Annotated in this window: 17 protein-coding genes and 1 tRNA gene; 5 read left to right on the top strand and 13 right to left on the bottom strand. The window is 64.0% G+C overall.

Annotated features, from left to right (window positions below; genetic code table 11):
* Window positions 1-161: 161 nt before the first annotated feature.
* Both rlmH and rsfS read right to left on the bottom strand, forming a co-directional pair.
* Entirely contained in the window at window positions 162-644 is a 483-nt protein-coding gene (gene rlmH / locus MESOP_RS06155) for a 23S rRNA (pseudouridine(1915)-N(3))-methyltransferase RlmH (protein WP_013892465.1), read from the bottom strand.
* 70 nt (window positions 645-714) lie between these two features.
* A complete protein-coding gene (gene rsfS / locus MESOP_RS06150; RefSeq protein WP_023777607.1) occupies window positions 715-1092 on the bottom strand; it encodes a ribosome silencing factor in 378 nt (125 codons plus the stop codon).
* Window positions 1093-1333: 241 nt separating this feature from the next.
* Here rsfS and MESOP_RS06145 point away from each other — a divergent pair, with 241 nt between their 5' ends.
* A complete protein-coding gene (locus tag MESOP_RS06145) occupies window positions 1334-2185 on the top strand; it encodes a mechanosensitive ion channel family protein (protein WP_013892463.1) in 852 nt (283 codons plus the stop codon).
* On the opposite strand, the gene MESOP_RS06140 is transcribed toward MESOP_RS06145, so the two are convergent.
* From MESOP_RS06140 to obgE, 5 genes are all read right to left on the bottom strand, one after another.
* The gene (locus tag MESOP_RS06140) at window positions 2186-3484 is read right to left on the bottom strand and encodes an MFS transporter (protein WP_013892462.1); all 1299 of its coding nucleotides are present in this window, start codon (window positions 3482-3484) and stop codon (window positions 2186-2188) included.
* 67 nt (window positions 3485-3551) lie between these two features.
* Window positions 3552-4139, bottom strand: coding sequence for a nicotinate-nucleotide adenylyltransferase (locus MESOP_RS06135; RefSeq protein ID WP_041164015.1), 588 nt, complete (start codon window positions 4137-4139; stop codon window positions 3552-3554).
* A 250-nt stretch (window positions 4140-4389) separates the two neighbouring features.
* Window positions 4390-5676, bottom strand: coding sequence for a glutamate-5-semialdehyde dehydrogenase (locus tag MESOP_RS06130; protein WP_013892460.1), 1287 nt, complete (start codon window positions 5674-5676; stop codon window positions 4390-4392).
* Window positions 5677-5679: 3 nt separating this feature from the next.
* Window positions 5680-6816, bottom strand: coding sequence for a glutamate 5-kinase (proB, locus tag MESOP_RS06125; protein WP_013892459.1), 1137 nt, complete (start codon window positions 6814-6816; stop codon window positions 5680-5682).
* A gap of 3 nt (window positions 6817-6819) precedes the next feature.
* Window positions 6820-7851 carry a GTPase ObgE gene (gene obgE, locus MESOP_RS06120; RefSeq protein WP_013892458.1) on the bottom strand — a complete coding sequence of 344 codons (1032 nt, stop codon included), beginning with the start codon at window positions 7849-7851 and terminating at the stop codon, window positions 6820-6822.
* Between the two features lie 128 nt (window positions 7852-7979).
* Between obgE and MESOP_RS06115 the strand changes: the two genes are divergently transcribed.
* Entirely contained in the window at window positions 7980-8843 is an 864-nt protein-coding gene (locus MESOP_RS06115) for an endonuclease/exonuclease/phosphatase family protein (RefSeq protein WP_013892457.1), read from the top strand.
* 181 nt (window positions 8844-9024) lie between these two features.
* Here MESOP_RS06115 and MESOP_RS06110 read toward each other — a convergent pair whose 3' ends face one another.
* The 3 genes from MESOP_RS06110 to MESOP_RS06100 all read right to left on the bottom strand — a co-directional run bounded on the left by MESOP_RS06110 (window position 9025) and on the right by MESOP_RS06100 (window position 10792).
* Window positions 9025-9612 carry a GNAT family N-acetyltransferase gene (locus MESOP_RS06110; RefSeq protein WP_013892456.1) on the bottom strand — a complete coding sequence of 196 codons (588 nt, stop codon included), beginning with the start codon at window positions 9610-9612 and terminating at the stop codon, window positions 9025-9027.
* A gap of 119 nt (window positions 9613-9731) precedes the next feature.
* On the bottom strand, window positions 9732-10001 hold the full coding sequence (gene rpmA, locus MESOP_RS06105) for a 50S ribosomal protein L27 (protein WP_013892455.1): 270 nt from the start codon (window positions 9999-10001) through the stop codon (window positions 9732-9734).
* A 98-nt stretch (window positions 10002-10099) separates the two neighbouring features.
* Entirely contained in the window at window positions 10100-10792 is a 693-nt protein-coding gene (locus tag MESOP_RS06100; RefSeq protein WP_013892454.1) for a 50S ribosomal protein L21, read from the bottom strand.
* A gap of 335 nt (window positions 10793-11127) precedes the next feature.
* On the opposite strand from MESOP_RS06100, the gene MESOP_RS06095 reads away from it, so the two are divergent.
* Both MESOP_RS06095 and MESOP_RS06090 read left to right on the top strand, forming a co-directional pair.
* Window positions 11128-11217, top strand: a tRNA-Ser gene (locus MESOP_RS06095).
* 47 nt (window positions 11218-11264) lie between these two features.
* Entirely contained in the window at window positions 11265-11783 is a 519-nt protein-coding gene (locus tag MESOP_RS06090) for a hypothetical protein (protein WP_013892453.1), read from the top strand.
* Between the two features lie 350 nt (window positions 11784-12133).
* Here the strand turns inward: MESOP_RS06090 and MESOP_RS06085 are convergent, their stop codons facing one another.
* The 3 genes from MESOP_RS06085 to MESOP_RS06075 all read right to left on the bottom strand — a co-directional run bounded on the left by MESOP_RS06085 (window position 12134) and on the right by MESOP_RS06075 (window position 16324).
* Window positions 12134-12619: a hypothetical protein gene (locus MESOP_RS06085; RefSeq protein WP_013892452.1), complete on the bottom strand. Its 486-nt coding sequence runs from the start codon at window positions 12617-12619 to the stop codon at window positions 12134-12136.
* A 139-nt stretch (window positions 12620-12758) separates the two neighbouring features.
* A complete protein-coding gene (locus tag MESOP_RS06080; RefSeq protein ID WP_013892451.1) occupies window positions 12759-13418 on the bottom strand; it encodes a LysE family translocator in 660 nt (219 codons plus the stop codon).
* 146 nt (window positions 13419-13564) lie between these two features.
* The gene (locus MESOP_RS06075; RefSeq protein WP_013892450.1) at window positions 13565-16324 is read right to left on the bottom strand and encodes an autotransporter outer membrane beta-barrel domain-containing protein; all 2760 of its coding nucleotides are present in this window, start codon (window positions 16322-16324) and stop codon (window positions 13565-13567) included.
* Between the two features lie 650 nt (window positions 16325-16974).
* Between MESOP_RS06075 and MESOP_RS06065 the strand changes: the two genes are divergently transcribed.
* On the top strand, window positions 16975-17745 hold the full coding sequence (locus MESOP_RS06065; RefSeq protein WP_013892449.1) for an SDR family oxidoreductase: 771 nt from the start codon (window positions 16975-16977) through the stop codon (window positions 17743-17745).
* Window positions 17746-17753 lie beyond the last annotated feature (8 nt).

Genomic DNA, 17753 nt, shown 5'->3' with positions numbered 1-17753 from the left:
ATCGACTCTATCTGCGGCTTCGTTAACGAACCATCAACCATGTTAACGCGTGTCGCCCAAAGTTGCGCGGTGCTTTTGGAACAACGACATGCACAAGGGAAGCGGTTCCGACTGCGATCTTGCGCGGCATTGGGGCGGAATTCGGTGCGGAGCGGCGGCTTTCAGGATCTGTGATAGGGGTGGCCCGACAGGATCGTCGCCACCCGGTAGAGCTGTTCCCCCAGCATCACCCGCACCAGCTGATGCGGCCAGGTGAGCGCGCCGAACGAGACCACCAGTTCGGCCTGCTCACGCAGCGACGCGTCGTGGCCGTCGGCGCCGCCTATGGCGAGCACCAGCGCCTTGCGCCCGCCATCGCGCAACTGGCCGATGCGATTGGCGAAATCCTGCGAGGAAAGGCTCTTGCCGCGCTCGTCGAGCAGGATCAGCGCCGTGCCGGGCTGCAGCTGCGCCTGCAGCCTGGAAGCTTCGTCGCGCTGGCGCTCGGTGGCGCCCTGCGCACGGCCCTCGGCGATCTCGGTGACGCCGGCGAATTCGAGCCCCACGGCAGGGCCGTTCTTGGCGAAGCGCTCGAAATAGCGCTCGGCCAACTCCCGCTCGGGGCCGGCTTTCATCCGGCCCACGGCATGAACTAAAATCTTCATCCCGCCTCTATAAGCCGCCAATGCATGTCACCCAAAGGAAATCCGGTTCTGGGCGACGACACAGGGCAGCTTAGTGAAGGGTCTCTTCCTCGAGATCCGGCGCCTGCCACATCTTTTCGAGATTGTAGAATTCGCGGACTTCGGGACGGAAGACATGGACGATGATATCGCCCGAATCGATCAGGACCCAGTCGGCGCCGGACAACCCCTCGACGCGCGCCGTGCCGAGCCCGGCATCCTTGAGCGCCTTGAGGAGATGATCGGCGACAGCCGAGACATGACGGTGCGATCGGCCCGACGCGACGACCATGTAGTCGCCGAGGCTCGATTTTCCCTGAATGTCGATTGAGACAATATTTTCGGCCTTGGAGTCTTCCAGACTGGCAAGGACTGTCTTGATGGCACGGGACACGGCGTCGTCTACGCTGATCCTGGCCGGCGAAGGCACGATATCGGCCTTCTTCCGCAGTGCTGTTCTCAGTGTATTTCCTTTCGCAGCAAGAACAACCAAATCACCCCAAAAGCGGGTGACACCACTTAGATAGGCAGAGTTCCGTTGCAGTTTCAAGACGGAACCCCAACTCACGCGAACTTGCTGGGCGCTCGGTTGTTCCGTGCGGCAGGCAAAAAGATCGGAACCCACGCGTCCAGCGGCGGTTATCGGCTGACCGACCAACCGGAATCCCGCCATGCCGATCGACCCGCAAGACACCCTTCTCACCGTCCAGGCCGGCCTGGCGCAGCTGAGTACGCTGATTGTCTCCTATTCGTTCTCCGCCATCGGCGCGGTCATCCTTCTGGTGGTCGGCTACATCATCGCCGGCCTCGCCGAGCGCTCGATTTTTGCCGGCCTCGGCCATATTCACGGCTTTGACCAGACGCTGCGGCATTTCCTTTCCAAGGTCGTCCGCTACGCCATTCTGGTCCTCGTCGTCATCATGGTGCTCGGCCAGTTCGGCGTGCAGACGGCGTCGATCATCGCCGCGCTCGGCGCCATTGGCCTGGCCATCGGCCTGGCGCTGCAAGGCACATTGCAGAACATCGCCGCCGGGATCATGCTTCTGGCGCTGCGGCCGTTCCGCATCGGCGAATCCGTCGAGGTTGGCTCCATTGCCGGTTCGATCGAGGAAATCGGCCTCTTTGCGACAAAACTCAGGACCGCCGACGGCGTTTATATCCTGGCGCCCAACTCCACGCTGTGGAACCAGCCGGTGCGCAATTTCACCCGCAACGGCGTCCGGCGTGCCGACATCACGCTCAGCATCGGCTCGTGGAACGATATCGATCGGGCCCAGAAGGCATTGCTGGCGATCGCTGCCGCTGAGCGTCGCGTGAAGCGCCAGCCGGCACCGATCGCCTTCGTTGCGGCACTGGGCGACAGCACCGTCTCGATCACCTTGCGCTACTGGACATCGTCAGCGGATTTCTTCGCCACCCAGGCCGATCTCACCAAGCGCGCCAAGCAGGAGTTCGATTCGGAAGGCATATCGATCCCGCTGCCGGCACCGGAAGCACCGGCGCCGGAAGCCCGCCGGCAATAATCAATTGCTTCGAGGCCAGCCCTGTTCGTCCGGCGCATAGGCAAGTTCGACCGGCAGCGGCGCCTGCGCGGTCATCGGCGCGAAGCTGCCGGTCTCGGTGGCCGGCACGGGCCGCGTCGTGAACACGCGCAGCAGCACGAACAGGCAGAAGGCGCAGGCGATGACGATTGCCACATAGATGAAGGCCTGCGTCCCGAAGACGGCCGACAACGCCGTGACGATGCCCGGCACGATGAAGCCCGACAGCGACCACGCAAACAAGAGCGAGCTGGACAACGCCACCATGTCGTCCTTGCCGGCACGGTCGGCCGCGTGTGCGCTGGCCAGCGAATAGATCGATTCCGAGGCGCCGTCCCACAAGACATAGATAACCAGCAGCGCCGCCAGCGCACCGCCGTCGAAACCGAGCGCAAGCATGCCCGCCGCCGCGGCCAGCGCCGACGCGCCGATCAGCACATAACGGCGATCGGTGCGGTCGGAGATCCAGCCGAGCGGAAGCTGCAGGATCAGCGTGCCAAGCGGCATCACCGAAAGCAAAAGCGCCACATCGGCCTGGCTGTAGCCCTTGGCTGTGGCATGGATCGGCGCGAAGCCGGAAATCGACATCGACAGGCCGCCGACCGCCAGCATGCCGGCAACGCCGACCGGTGAAATCCGCCAGGCCCGGCGCAGCGCCACCGAGGCTGCCTGGGGCGCCGGCGGCTGCGCCAGCCGCGTCATGCCGACGGGCAGGATCGACAGGGCGGTGAAGGCGATGCCGATCAAGGGCGCATCCGCGGCTTTGATGTCGATGAAAGCCAGCGCCGCATAGCCGACACCGAGCCCGGCGACATAGGCGACGTAGAAGAAGGCCATCACCCGGCCGCGTATGGCGTTGCCGATGGCGTCGTTGAGCCAGCTCTGCGCAACGATGAACAGGCCGCAAATGGCAAAGCCGTAGAGGGCGCGTGCCCCGATCCACGGCAGCGGATGCGGTCCGGCGCCGATGGCGGCATTGGACAGCGCAATCAGCGCCGACAGCACCATGAAGGCACGGGCATGACCGACCCTGCGCACCAGCGGCCCGGTCAGGATGCAGCCGGCGAGACCGCCGGCCGACAGGCCGGTGACGATCAACCCGGCCCAGGTCGGGTCGAAACCTTCGGCACCGAGCCGCACCGGTATGTAAGCGAACATCAGCCCGTTGCCGATGGCGATCAGCGCCATCGAAACGATGACGCTGGCGATCGCGATCAGCGGCGTCGGCGCGCTGCCCTGCTCCGGATCGATGGTGGTCTGGTGCTTCGCGAGAGTGGCCATGTTCAGACAAGATCGCCCACTCCGCGGCGAAAAGCCCCCGCAAAAGCGACATCGGCGGTGCGAGACCCTATCCCTTTGCCATCCGGCGGATCGCGCTCGACGACAGCGACGAGCGCGGGCCGTGGATGAAGGTCCAGGCCGGCGCTTTCATGCGCGCAAGCCGCGGCGCGTCGCCCTCGTCGACGCGGGCATAGTCGAAGGTCTTGGCCACGACCGACGACAGGAACGACAGCGTCGCCCCCGGTCGGTCGATGACCGCGATCGGGAAGGTCAGCACGATCTCGCGCCAGCGCTGCCAGTGATGGAAGTCGCGCAAACTGTCGGCGCCCATGATCCAGACGAAATCGACGCCGGGATTGCGCGCCTTGACCAGCGCCAACGTGTCGGCGGTGTAGCGCACGTGATGCGCCGCCTCGAAGGCGGTGACCTTGATCTTCGGGTTCTTGGCGATCCGCTCCGACAATTGCAGCCGCTCGGTCAGCGGCGCCAGTTCGCGCGTGTTCTTCAGCGGATTGCCCGGCGTCACCATCCACCACAACTGGTCGAGCGCCAGGCGCCTCAGCGCGATCTCGGCGACCAGCGCATGGCCGGCATGCGGCGGATTGAACGAGCCGCCGAACAGACCGACGGCCAGGCCTTTTTCGGCATGCGGCATTTTGAGGTAGGCGGAGGGTGCTGGGGGCGGGGAAGGAGATAGCATCGCGCTAAGCACCCCCCTCTGCCCTGCCGGGCATCTCCCCCGCAAGGGGGGAGATCAGCAATTTCGGCGAAGAGGTAAATCTTGCAGCGCTGAAGATTGGCGAAATCCGAAATGCCAGCCAAGCTCCCCCCTTGCGGGGGAGATGTCCGGCAGGACAGAGGGGGGTGCCTGGGCGCAACGCTTCACGCTCTAACGACAAAAATCGTCAAGGCCTCACCTGTCCCGACCCGCGCACGCGGTATTTGAACGATGTCAGCTGTTCGACGCCGACCGGTCCGCGCGCATGCATCTTGCCGGTGGCGATGCCGATCTCGGCGCCCATTCCGAACTCGCCGCCATCGGCGAACTGGGTCGAGGCATTGTGCAGCAGGATCGCCGAATCGATCTCATTGAAGAACCGCTCCACCGCTCGTGCATCCTCGGCGACAATCGCCTCCGTGTGATGCGAGGAGAAGGTCTCGATATGGTCGATCGCACCGCTGACGCCGTCGACCAGCTTCACCGCGATGATGGCGTCCAGATATTCGGTCACCCAGTCGGCATCATCAGCCGGCCTGGCGTCGAAAAACAGCTTCAGCACTTCGGCATCGGCATGGATCTCGCAGCCGGCGGCGCGCAGCGCGTCGAGGATCGGCACCAGATGCGTCGACGCCACGGCACGGTCGACCAGCAATGTCTCGGCGGCGCCGCAGACGCCGGTGCGCCGCATCTTGGCGTTGACGGCGATCCTGACCGCCATGTCGAGATCGGCCGAGCGGTCGATGTAGAGGTGGCAGATGCCTTCGAGATGGGCAAAGACCGGCACACGCGCCTCGCTCTGCACCCGCCCGACAAGGCTTTTGCCGCCGCGCGGGATGATGACGTCGAGCGTGCCGCCAAGCCCCTTCAGCATCTCGCCGACAGCGGCGCGGTCGGTGGTCGGCACCAACTGGATGGCATCTTCCGGCAGGCCGGCCGCCTTCAGGCCTTCGACAAGGCAGGCGTGGATGGCGGAAGACGAATTGAGCGAATCCGAGCCGCCGCGCAGGATCACCGGATTGCCGGCCTTGAGGCAGAGCGCGCCGGCATCCGCCGTCACGTTCGGGCGGCTCTCATAGATGACGCCGACGACGCCGAGCGGCGTACGCACGCGCTCGATCTGCAGGCCGTTCGGCCGCTCCCAGGCGGCGATGACGTCGCCGACGGGATCCTTGAGTTCCGCGATCTCGCGAATCCCTTCGGCCATGGCATGGATACGCACCGGATCGAGCTTCAGCCGGTCCATGAAGGAAGCGGATAGCCCGGACTCATGGCCATTCGAGACATCGATGGCGTTGGCGTCGAGAATCTCCTGCTCGCGGGCGACGATCGCCTTGGCCATTGCGAGGAGGGCGGCATTCTTGGCGGCGGTGGTGGCGATGGCCAGCGGCCGGGCGGCAGCGCGGGCACGGCGGCCGATATCGGCCATCAGCGCCACGGTGTCGTCCCCGGATTTTTCATGCAGTTTCAGCATGGCTCATCCTCCGCTTGTGTCGTCTCCGGCGTGATTGACCACCAAATCGTCGCGGTGGATCATCGCCGAACGCGCTTCGTAGCCGAGAATGGTTTCGATCTCGGCTGTCTTCAGGCCAGCGATCCTTACGGCATCGGCGGCATCGTAGGCAACCAGTCCGCGCGCGATCTCGCGGCCCTCTGGCGACAGGATCGCCACGGTGTCGCCCCGCGAGAAATTGCCGCTGACCAGCTTGACGCCGGCCGGCAGCAACGATTTGCCGGACAGCAGCGCGCCGATGGCGCCGGCATCGACCGTCAGCCGGCCGGCCGGCTCGAGCTGGCCGGCGATCCAGGTCTTGTAGCCCTTGACCGGATTGGCGCTCGGCCGGAAGAAGGTGGCGCGTTCGCCGCGCTCGATCGCCATCAGCGGCGACAGCCGCGTCCCCGATGTGATGATCATCGCCGTGCCGGCGGCCGTGGCGATCTTGCCGGCATCGAGCTTCGTGCGCATGCCGCCGCGCGACAGTTCGGAAGCGGCGGCTCCCGCCATGGCTTCGATATCGGATGTGATGCGGTCGACCACGGGGATGAACTTGGCTTGCGGGTCGCGCGCCGGCGGCGCGGTGTAGAGCCCGTCAATGTCGGAGAGCAGCACCAGGAGGTCGGCGCCCATCATCGTGGCGACGCGCGCGGCCAGCCGGTCATTGTCGCCATAGCGGATTTCGGAGGTGGCGACCGTGTCGTTCTCGTTGATGACCGGCACCGCCTTCATCTTGAGCAATGTCGAGATCGTCGCCCTGGCGTTGAGATAGCGGCGGCGTTCCTCTGTGTCGCCAAGGGTCAAGAGAATCTGGCCTGATTTCAGGGCGCCCTTGCCGAGCGCATCCGACCAGGCGCCGGCGAGCGCGATCTGTCCGACGGCGGCCGCGGCCTGGCTTTCCTCGAGCTTCAGGGCACGCTTGCCGAGGCCGAGGATGGTGCGGCCGAGTGCGATGGCGCCGGAGGACACGACGAGGATTTCCGCACCGCCATCGGCCAGCACCGCAATATCGTCGGCGAGCGAGGCCAGCCAGTCGCGCTTGAGACCCGCCGCGCGATCGACGAGCAGCGCCGAGCCGATCTTGACGGTGATGCGCCGGTATTTCCTGAGCGACTGCATGCCCTACTTTTCCCAGCGCGTCTCGACCACGGGAAGAGCTTGCGCGCGAGCCTCGGCAATCACCGTCATCAGGGCGCGCTGCACCGCCTCGACGCCTTCGCCGGTGACGGCGGACAGAAGCATCGGTGCACGGCCGGCGGCGCGCTTCAGCGAAGCGACCTTCTTCTTGCGCTCATCGGCATTGAGCGTATCGACCTGCGAAAGAGCCAGGATCTCGGCCTTCTCGATCAGGCCATGGCCATAGGCATCGAGCTCGGCGCGCACGGTCTTGTAGGCCTTGCCCGGATTTTCTTCCTGCGCCGAGACCAGGTGCAGCAGCACGCGCGTGCGCTCGACATGGCCGAGGAAGCGGTCGCCGATGCCGACGCCTTCATGCGCGCCTTCGATCAAGCCCGGAATATCGGCGATGACGAATTCGCGCGCGTCGATGCGGGCGACGCCGAGGCCGGGATGCAGCGTCGTGAACGGATAGTCGGCGATCTTCGGCTTGGCCGCGGTGACGGCGGCCAGAAATGTCGACTTGCCGGCATTGGGCAGCCCGACAAGGCCGGCATCGGCGATCAGCTTCAGCCGCAGCCAGATGTTAAGCTCTTCGCCCGGCAGGCCGGGATTGGCGCGGCGCGGTGCCTGGTTGGTCGAGGTCTTGAAATGCTGGTTGCCGAAGCCGCCATTGCCGCCCTTGGCGAGCAGGAAGCGCTGGCCGACGACGGTCAGGTCGCAGATCAGCGTCTCATTGTCCTCCTCGAACACCTGCGTTCCGGCCGGCACCTTGAGCGTGACGTCGGCGCCCTTGGCCCCCGTCATGTTGCGGCCCATGCCATGGACACCGGTCTTGGCCTTGAAATGCTGCTGGTAGCGATAGTCGATCAGCGTGTTCAGCCCGTCGACCGCTTCCAGCCAGACATCGCCGCCACGCCCGCCATCGCCGCCGTCCGGCCCGCCGAACTCGATGAATTTTTCGCGCCGGAACGACACCGAACCGGCGCCCCCGTCACCGGAGCGGACATAGACCTTGGCTTGATCGAGAAATTTCATGGATCGCAGTTTCTTTATTGGCCTTGCGGCATTGCTCTAAACCTTAGGCCTTGCTCTAAACCAAGGCGCGGCCAAGGGCGAGGCCGTTTTGTGACAATGGCCGCATGGGGTTGGCCGGAGATGGCGGAATGAAGCTTGTAACCTACAACATCCAGTACGGCGTCGGTCTCGACGGACAGTACGATGTCGGGCGCATCGCCGAAACCGTGCGCGGCGCCGACGTCATCGCGCTGCAGGAGGTTACCCGCAACAATCCGAGGAACGGCGGCCGCGACATGGTCGCCGAGATCGGCGAGGCGCTGCCCGACTACTTTGCCGTCTATGGCAGCAATTTCGAGGCCAATATCGGTTCGCGCATCGAGGATGGGCGCGCCATCACCACGACCTTCCAGCTCGGCAATATGGTGCTGTCGAAGACGCCCATTCATCTGTCGCGCAACCTGCTTCTTCCGCGCAGCCGCAGCTTCGAGATGATGAACTTCCAACGCGGCGCGCTGGAAGCGCTGATAGAGACGCCGCTCGGTTTCATCCGCTTCTATTCCATCCATCTCGATCACCGCAGCCCGGTCGAACGCGCCAGCCAGATCCAGTTCCTGCGCCAGCGCCTCTTGAACTACGCGCTCGAAGGCGGCGCATTGTCCGGCGTCGCCGAGATCGGCCTGCCGGAATTGCCGCATCCGGAAGCCTTTGTCGGCATGGGCGATTTCAACATGCTGGCCGGCTCGCCCGAATATGTCGAACTCGCCGGCCGCCCGGACCATGAATTCGGCATGCCGTTGACCGCCGACTTTGCCGTCGATGCCGCTGTGCGCCTCGATGTGGCCGATCTCGCCACCTGGGTCGATCCCAAACGGCCCGAGGATGCCAGCCGCCACAAGCGCATCGACTATATCTTCACCAGCGCCTCGCTTGCCCGATCCCTGAAGCGTCTGTGGGTCGACCGCCAAGCGGTCGGCTCGGACCATTTGCCCGTCTGGGCCGAACTGGGCTGACTTAGGCTTCGTTCAAAACCTTTGGTTTGCGGCACGCGCCGAGATGGGGCGAGATTCAGGTCAGGCCGAGTCGAAAACGATGGTTTCCGAGAACCGGAGCGGAGCGGACATGAAGTCCGTGAGCACCGGAAGCGCAGAAAACCATCGTTTGCAGGCCGGCCTCACCTGAATATCGCCCCATCTAGAAATGCACCCAGTTCCGCAGGCTGATCCAGGTCTTGCGATCCAGCCGATAGCGCTCGACCGGCACCTGGCCGGCGACGATCGAATTCAGCATGCCCTGGCCGGCATACTGGAAACCGCACTTATGGATCACCCGGCGCGAGGCCGGATTGATGACCCGGGTCGAGGCATGCAGCACCTGGATCGAGGTCTTCTGGAAGGCGAGATCGACCAGCGCGTGGGCCGCTTCGGTCGCATAGCCCTTCTTCCAATAGGGCTCGCCGATCCAGTAGCCGAGCTCCAGCCCGCGATCGGTGGTGTTTAAGCCCGCGCAGCCGACGAAGGTGTCGGTGCCGGCCAGCGTCAGCGCATAGACAATGCCGGCGCGGCGCGACTTCGTCATGGCGAGGAAGGCGCGCGCCTCGGCCTCGCCATAGGGGTGCGGCATGCGCGCCAGCATTTCGGCGACATGGCGGTTGTCGGCAAGCTCCACCAGTTGCGCGACATCGTTTTCGCAGGGCGCCCGCATCACCAGCCGCTCGGTGACCAGCACCGGGCAGTCTATCGCGTAACTTTCGTCTTCGGTGTCTTCCGCTTCGGCAACCATTGAAAGTCCTCCAGGCACAAGAAAAAGGGGAGATGGAAACCCATCTCCCCTGATCCTTTTCCTGGTTTTGCCAGACACCGGTTCCCGAGATGGGCGCCGGTGTTCTAGTGCGGAACCGGCTACTCCGCGGCTTTGGTAATCGGATTGACCGATACGTAGGTTCGGCCGTTGGCTTTCTTGTTGAACATCACGGCGCCGGATTCGAGCGCGAAAAGGGTATGGTCCGTGCCCATGCCGACATTGACGCCGGGATGCCAGGTCGTGCCGCGTTGACGAATGATGATGTTGCCCGGGATGACGGCTTCGCCGCCGAACTTCTTCACGCCCAGACGCTTGGAATGCGAGTCGCGACCGTTGCGCGACGAGCCGCCAGCTTTCTTGTGTGCCATCTAACTAACTCCGTTGCGCCGCAAGGCGCCTAAAAGGCCTTATGAACGCGTTCGCGTTCCGTTTCAAGTCCGATCCGGCGACCCAGTCGCCGGAAAAATTACTTCTTCGCCAGTTCCTTGGCCTGTTCGCGCCAGTCCTTGATCTGGTCGGCGCTGAACGGCATGTGCTCGTCGATCTTGGCGACGTCCTTTTCGGTCAGCTTGGCGAGCTGCGCGAAGGTGATGATGCCCTGCTCGGCGAGATCCTTGGCGGCGACCGGGCCGATGCCCTTGATCACGGTCAAATCGTCCGGCTCGCCCTTCGGCGCCTTGAACAGCGGCGCGGCGGCGGTCACGGCGTTTGCGTCGTCCTTCGGAGCAGCTTCCTTCTTGGTCTTGGCTTCCTTCGGCGCGGCCTCGGCCTTTGCCTCGGAGGCCAGTTCGGCCTTGGCTTCCTTCTTCGGCGCCTTCACCGCGGCCGTCTTCGTCGGCTTTGCGCCACCCAGCAGGATCTCGGAGATCCGCACGGTGGTCAAAAGCTGGCGATGGCCGATCTTGCGGCGCGAATTCTGACGGCGGCGCTTCTTGAAAGCGATGACCGTGCGGTTCTTGCCTTGCTCGACGACTTCCGCCGTGACCAGAGCGCCATCGACGAACGGCGCGCCGAACGTGACGTTTTCGCCCTCGCCATGCGCGAGCACGTGGCCGATCTCGACGATATCGCCGACATTGGCTTCGACTTTTTCGATCTTCAGGAGATCGTTGGCGGCGACGCGATACTGCTTGCCGCCCGTTTTGATGACTGCGAACATTTTTTGCCTTTCGCTGTTCGGTCGGCCTTGATGAACCGCCTCTGGCGGTTCGGCCGTCTTTTTGTCAGTCTGCGGGTTCAAAAAACAAGCGGCGCGGAAGAACCCTCCACGCCGATTGCGCGCTGTCCCTAACCGAAGGTTGAGCGCGAGTCAAGGCAAACGGCCTGTTTCCCTGGCCCTGGCGTACCGGCCGCGATCGCCTGCCGGGGACGGGATGATCTCGATCCCGGCCGGACCCGGACGGCAAGCTGAATTTCCCCGCGGATTTGGCCTTGTAACCTGCCCGTTCAGCCGTTATCTAGTGCGCCGCGCCGGCAACGGCCGACCATGACCGCGGAGAGGTGGCAGAGTGGTCGAATGCACCGCACTCGAAATGCGGCATGGGTGCAAGCCCATCGGGGGTTCGAATCCCTCCCTCTCCGCCATTGTTCTTGCCGCCAATCATAGATTGAACATAAAGCGAGGGCGCGTCATGGCAAAATGGTCAGACCCCGCTGGCCCCGACTACGCCACCGATGAACCGGAGTTCATGGTAGAATATGGCCGCGCAATGGCCGAGTGGGGCAATGTCGAGCATCTGCTAGCACGGATATACGTCAAGCTACTTAAACCGGCCAACATCGAGCACGCTACGCTAGCTTTTTTCTCAGTCCAAAATCTTCGCGACAGAATGAACATGATCAGTTCGCTTGTGGCGTCTCAGTTTGGGGAGCCGAAAGTTGCAGATGTGCCCCCGGTTGTCGAGTGGGAGCGCATTCGCAACGCTTTCAACCGCACTGTAAAAAATCGAAATACGCTCGCTCATATGCATGTTTGGCATGGACCATCCATCGGGACATTCGGGCACGGCCACATCTATCAGGTTGCAAAGCTGCCCGTGGACGTAGGAGAACGTCGTCAGCAGGTAGTTACGACCAAGAGGCTTCGGGATTTCCGGGAGGGGTTTTGCCTTCTGTGGAAACGTCTTCACCTATTTTATGAGGCTTTCTAGCAGCCCACGGGAGGTGGCAATTTCGCCACCTCTCGCAACGCTTCTTTGCTGCCGCTTCAAACGTGTATTCAACGTAGCGGGCTTGTGAGCAACGCAAGAAACCGAGGAAACTCCGGCAGTAATGGTTTTTGAGGAACGCTCGAAGCTTGTCAGCCTCGATCAGCCGACGTTCCCAATTTTCACGGACGGCAGTTCACCCATGTCAACTAGCTTCCAAACATGATCGACTGACAAGGACAGCGCTTTAGCGGCTCCCGGTACACTATGGGCGACTAAGACGCTCACCCGTCATAGCCGGTGGTGGGGGTATTCGGGGACTCTCAACGGCGTTCGTAGGCTGACAGGCGTCGTCACGTGCAAGTATGGACCGTGCCCGCCTTCAAGAGCTTTTGCCAATCCGGCCCGAGCGTATCGCGTGCAGAAAGGGCCTGTGCTGCTCCTGGTTGACTGTCCTTGAACATCTTCACCCCGAGCGCTTGGTGATGCCCGCCCGAAACTATGGTCGGGCCGGGCACATATTGGGTGTTGGCGTTGAATGTCGCAGTGTTGCCGTACACGGAAGCGCTGCCTTGGGTCTGATAGCTCCCGGGCATTTGAGTTACCCGAATGTCGTTGCTCGCTGCCGCGTTATAAATGATGTAGCGGTCATATCCGGCCTTCAACGTCTCAATTGCTGCCTGCTTTTCGGCAACGCGTGCTGCCCCGATGCCACCGCACACTGGCGCGGCCGAAGATTGAATAATCGCGGTATCGGCGGACGTTCTCATGGCACTGCTGGCCGCGCAGGCTGACAGAACCCCGCACGACAGCGCGAGCGCGATGGAATTGGCTTTCATGATGCCCCCTGCTCCTAACCCGCGCTGAATAGAGCGCGACGCGCATTGAGCTGTCAATCTGGAGTGCGACACGAATCTACTCCTCGTCGAGGGTCTAAATCCAAACGAGACACTTGGGGGAGACCGCCTCGGAGCCACCTCAAAGATGGCCCAGGGCCTGCAGGATGAGAACGCTCGAAAGAACGAGTAGGGCAAGACCATAGAGTCGATCTATCCACACGGCGTTGGGGCCGGCCAGGAGCTTGACCGCCCGTGAGCCAAGGGTCGCGTAGAGCATCAGCACCAAGACATCCGCCACTGCGATGATGATGGCCAGAACGGCATATTGCATCGCAATCGGCTCGTTGGTGTCGACAAAGGGTGGCAGGATGGCGGGGAAAAACAGCCAAGCCTCGGGGTTCGTGACCGCCACCACGAAGCAACGCAGAATGAGGGCCTTGGTCGACTGGGTCTTTTGGAGAATGGCGGGATCGATGGCAGGTCGGGACGCGGTGGAGATGCGGAGCGTGCGGACCGCGACGAAAAGCAGATAGCCGGCGCCAACCATCCTGAGCGCGGAGAGATAGAGTTCCGAGGCCAGCAGAAGCGCGCCGAAGCCGAGCCCAACCATGCAGATGAGGACGAAGTCGGAAAGCACCACGCCGGCCATGGCGATGAAGGCGTTCCTGACGCCGTAGCGTGAGCCGTTGGTGATGGCCAGCACGACATCCGGCCCTGGAACCGCCATGCCGAGCACTGATACGAAGGCGACCGTCACGAGCGGCATGTTCTGCATGCGGCTGTGTAAAGTGCCCGGCACCGGTCTTCCGTAACCGATTTCACATAGTCGCCGTTTGCCTCGCGTCGAAGACCGGCCGCCCTTTGGGCGTCAGCCGAACCAACCCGGTCCCCGACATCTCGTCACCTTGCTCATCCTGCTGGCCGCGGCCAGCTGATCCCGATCGCTTACCAGCTGATCCCGATCTTTGCTTTGCCGGCATAGCTCTGGACATTGCCCGAGAACTCGCCCTGGAAGCCGAGCGAAGCAAACAGGCCGGAGCCCGATGTGTACGTCGCGCTCGCATTGACGAGGGCGGCGTTGGTGTCCGGCTCGGCTCCGTCGATGGTGAAGGTCGCGCCGGGCAGGTTCTGGAACGTTGCCGTCACCGTGCGGCCTGTGCTGCCGTTGATTGCCCAGGCGGCGCGGCCTGACAGCGTCAGCTTTGCTCCGTCCTGCAGCGCGATGTCCTTGTCGAGGTTGAGGCCCAGTTCGAAACGCGTCGCCGTGGTCGTCTGGGATCCGTAGCCGAGCGCGAAATCGCCGGAACCGGCGCTGGTCTCGGCATAATCCGGCAGGCGATAGGCTGTCGCCTGGAATGCGGCGTAGGGCGTCAGCACTGCGACCGGCGTGGCGAAGCGATAGCCGCCCTCGACGCGTCCCGACCAAGTCTGCGCGTTGAAGGAAGCCTCCAGCGTGTCGCCCGGCACAGTCCGGCTGGTGTTGGTGTCGTTGAACCCGTACGCCAGCACGCCGGCGATATAGGCATCGCCAAAACCCTGCCGGCCGAAAACGCCGACATTGAAGGTGTCGGCACGGCCGGAGCCGAGATCATCCGACAGCGAGAAGCTGGACGAACCGCCGCCGATCGCGACGCCGAGACGGCTGTCGCCCCAGTTCCTGACGATGCCGCCGGCGACGCCAAAAATGTCCGCATTCGTGTCGTGCGAACCGACGATGGCATCGCCGCCGATCTTCTGCGCACCGCCATAGACGGCGCCCCATGCCTGCCAGCGGCTGGCGAAGACAGACCCCACCAGATCTGCATTGTGGCTGGCCTTCATGCCGAGCGCCGCGAACCGGTCCTTGCCGCCGCCCGCCTCATCTACCGCATAGGCTGTCGCCGTGCCGCCGCCGGACGACGCCGCCTCGCCCTGAACTGCCTGGGCATCGAGCGCGTTGATGAACTGGTCGGCGCTGTCGATGCCGGCATTGACGGCACCGGCCGCCACCTCGCCGGAGAGCTGGGATAACCCGTTCGCGTCAAGCCCGGCAAACGCGCCGGGCAATGCGCCGTTCTGATTGAAATAGTCGATGAGCGCCGTGTCGACGCTCTTCTGGTTCTCGTTAAGGCCGACGCCAATGATCGCCTCGGCGGTCGTCTGCAGATAAACGTTGTTCGCCGTATAGTCATAGACGAGGCTGCTTGTAAGGCCCGGCAGTGTAGGAGCGTCGAAGCCTGCGAATGCAGTGCTCCCCAGCCCCCCGTCGGCATGCAGGATGGTATAGCTCTTGGCCACGAAGGTGCCCGGCAGATAAGTTACTTCCACCGTGCCGCCCGAGAGGTTGGCGGTACCGGTAACGTTGGTGCGGTCGGCCGTGACTGGCGAAACCTCGACGCTGTATGTAGAGCCGGCGCCGAACACGAGGTCCCCCGCGACGGTGATGGTGCCGATCGAGTTGCCCGGCGCCAGAACGCCGCCCGCGATCGTTGTGTTGCCAACCGTGCCGGCACCCCCCAGCGCGCCGCCAGCGTTCACGGTCATGGTGGCACTGGTGATCGTGCCGTTCACCGACAAGATACCTGCATCAATGGTCCAGGACTGCGCGGCAGTGTTGGTCCCGGTCAGCGTCCAGGTGCTGCTGCCAGTCTTCTGAAATATGCCAAAACCCTGATACTGCGCACTGGCGCCGATCTGCGACACGTCAAAGCTGCTGTTGGCAGCCCCCCCGAGCCGTAGGGTGTCGGCAGCACTGAACGCAACCACGTTGCCGAGGATGTCGGTGCCTGCCTGCAGTTCCAGGGTGTTGATCCCGCCGGTGAAGCTGATGGCATTGGCGCGCGTCACTCCATCGCCCGAGAGCCCACCCGAGATCGTGCCGCTGTTGACGATGGTCAGACCGGCGCCGCGGATACCGACGCCGCCCAAGCCTGCCGCGCCGTTGTGAGACCAGTTATTCGCATTGCGGACGACGCCGCTTGTCCCGCCCGCGCCGCCTGTGATCGTGCCGGTGTTCACCAGGGAGTTGGATGTGCCGGTGAGATCGAGCCCGATCCCACCGCTGCCGCCGTCGCCAGGGCTGCCGCCGCCGGAGCCACCGTCACCGCCATTGCCACCCTTGCCGCCTGCCACGGTCCCGCTGTTGGTCAGCGACAGGCCGCTCCCGGTGACCACCGCTCCGTAGCCGCCGCCGCCACCGCCGCCGCCACCGCCAACGGGGCCGGATCCACCGGGGCCTGGCGGTCCATTTCCACCGTTTCCGCCGTTTCCGCCGACGCTGGAAAGCGCTCCCGAGGTCGAAACGACCGCGCCATGGGCACCGCCGCCGCCGCCGCCACCACCCGTTCCGCCGCTGCTGGCGTTGCTGCCATCGCCGCCATTGGCGCCTGCGGTGGTGCCGCCCGCGCCGCCGGCGGCCGGGCTACTAAATCCATCCCCGCCGCTTCCGCCCGTCACCCCGGCGCCGCCGCCGCCGCCGCCGGAGGCGATGCCTGCGTCGTTAATGCCGGTGCTACCGTCGCCGCCGGCACCGGTCGCGCTATCCGCACCACCGGACACGCCCGTTGTCCCGCCGCCGCCAGTGCCGCCTCCCCTGCCGCCGTCCGCAAATGCGGGCGCAACCAGCGCCAACGAAAGAGCCAGCCCGACTGGCGCGGCCAGCCTGGTGCCGCCGAGCGCCGTTGCAGATTGAAACGCGCGGCAACCCCTGCCCAGTATTCCCAACATTATTGCTTCCCCAAGCGAAATTCGACGATCGGTGCACCGACGAGCCGCGCCCGGAATTGTCACGCCAGACATGCCTTGCCCTCACGAAAAGACCGTCGCGCGCCCTATCGGCGCAACAACATCGGCAAGGTGCGCCGACTGCAACGACCCAAGGCGTGTCTCATCATGATTTATGAAGGCTTTGAACGAGAATCCGTGTGCCACCTGCAGTAGAAAGCCCGATTGCGAAGGAGAGCAAGAGCGGCGTTCGTGGCGCCGGCTTTTCATACTGGCTTGTTGCTTCCTGGCAACAGCATCAGGGAAGTAACCGGGCAGACTTTGCAAGTCGTGCATAAAAAAGCGGCACAATCAGAAAAAACAGCGTCGTCAGACATCGGATTCGTGCACGGCGATCGCGTCCCGAAAAACCTGGCCGAAGGTCCTAGGCTTCGCCGCCCGACGCCTTTCACTTCGGCGAAGGCGTCGAGCTGGGCGGGCGGCGCTCAGCCATGTCGATCAGGGTCCGATCGGAGAACAACGCCTTGAGCGTGGCGCAGCACGCACGCGACCGCGCATTAAGTTTATTTTCATCGGCTTCGATGGAACAGTAGGCTGAGCCGCCGATTGCCGCATGGGATCGGTACTGCCGTCCTGTGCGCGTAGAGGCCCGCTTGAGCATTTTCGACAGATTTTCCCTGAAGGGGCGCGTGGCGCTGATCACCGGCGGCGGGCGCGGGCTTGGTTTCGAGATCGCGCTCGCCTTTGCCGAAGCCGGAGCCCATGTCGTTGTCACGGGACGCACAGCCGCAACGCTCGATGCCGCCGTCGCCGCCATTGCCGAGAGTGGCGGCAGCGCCCAGGCCGTCACCTTCGACATCGCCGACATCGAGGCCGGGTGTTCCGCGATCGCCGATATCCGCAAGGCCCACGGCCGCCTCGATATCCTCGTCAACAATGTCGGCGCCCGCGACAGGCGGCCGCTGGCCGCTTTCAACGACGATGACATCCTCGACCTGATCAGGACGGATCTTTTATCGGCGATCTCGCTGTCGCGCGATGCGGCGCGGATCATGAAAGCCCAGGGCCACGGCCGGCTGATCGCGGTGACCTCGATCGTCGGCGAGATGGCGCGGCCCGGCGACGCCATCTATCCCGCGGCCAAGCAAGGACTGACCGGGCTGATGCGCAGCATGGCTGTCGAATATGGCGCCCACGGCGTGACCAGCAACGCCATCGCGCCAGGCATGTTCGCCACCGAGACCAATGCCGCGATGGCGGCAGACCCCGATTTGGTTGCCTTCGCCCGCCAGCGGGTTCCGCTGCAGCGCTGGGGGCAGCCGCGGGAAATTGCCGGTGCCGCACTTTTCCTCGCCAGCGACGCCGCGTCTTTCGTCAACGGGCATGTGCTGACCGTCGATGGCGGCATGTCGATACAGATGTGACGACTGCC

The sequence above is a fragment of the Mesorhizobium opportunistum WSM2075 genome (genome assembly GCF_000176035.2).
GTDB classification, from domain to species: Bacteria; Pseudomonadota; Alphaproteobacteria; order Rhizobiales; family Rhizobiaceae; genus Mesorhizobium; species Mesorhizobium opportunistum.
This window is presented reverse-complemented; position numbering and strand designations above follow the sequence as displayed.

Coding starts and splice junctions, on each gene's coding strand:
- MESOP_RS06085 (WP_013892452.1), bottom strand. CDS start 12,619: ATGAAAGCCAATTCCATCGCGCTCGCGCTGTCGTGCGGGGTTCTGTCA.
- MESOP_RS06090 (WP_013892453.1), top strand. CDS start 11,265: ATGGCAAAATGGTCAGACCCCGCTGGCCCCGACTACGCCACCGATGAA.
- MESOP_RS06115 (WP_013892457.1), top strand. CDS start 7,980: ATGAAGCTTGTAACCTACAACATCCAGTACGGCGTCGGTCTCGACGGA.
- MESOP_RS06100 (WP_013892454.1), bottom strand. CDS start 10,792: ATGTTCGCAGTCATCAAAACGGGCGGCAAGCAGTATCGCGTCGCCGCC.
- MESOP_RS06140 (WP_013892462.1), bottom strand. CDS start 3,484: ATGGCCACTCTCGCGAAGCACCAGACCACCATCGATCCGGAGCAGGGC.
- rlmH (WP_013892465.1), bottom strand. CDS start 644: ATGAAGATTTTAGTTCATGCCGTGGGCCGGATGAAAGCCGGCCCCGAG.
- MESOP_RS06110 (WP_013892456.1), bottom strand. CDS start 9,612: ATGGTTGCCGAAGCGGAAGACACCGAAGACGAAAGTTACGCGATAGAC.
- MESOP_RS06075 (WP_013892450.1), bottom strand. CDS start 16,324: ATGTTGGGAATACTGGGCAGGGGTTGCCGCGCGTTTCAATCTGCAACG.
- rpmA (WP_013892455.1), bottom strand. CDS start 10,001: ATGGCACACAAGAAAGCTGGCGGCTCGTCGCGCAACGGTCGCGACTCG.
- obgE (WP_013892458.1), bottom strand. CDS start 7,851: ATGAAATTTCTCGATCAAGCCAAGGTCTATGTCCGCTCCGGTGACGGG.
- MESOP_RS06145 (WP_013892463.1), top strand. CDS start 1,334: ATGCCGATCGACCCGCAAGACACCCTTCTCACCGTCCAGGCCGGCCTG.
- proB (WP_013892459.1), bottom strand. CDS start 6,816: ATGCAGTCGCTCAGGAAATACCGGCGCATCACCGTCAAGATCGGCTCG.
- MESOP_RS06135 (WP_041164015.1), bottom strand. CDS start 4,139: ATGCCGCATGCCGAAAAAGGCCTGGCCGTCGGTCTGTTCGGCGGCTCG.
- MESOP_RS06130 (WP_013892460.1), bottom strand. CDS start 5,676: ATGCTGAAACTGCATGAAAAATCCGGGGACGACACCGTGGCGCTGATG.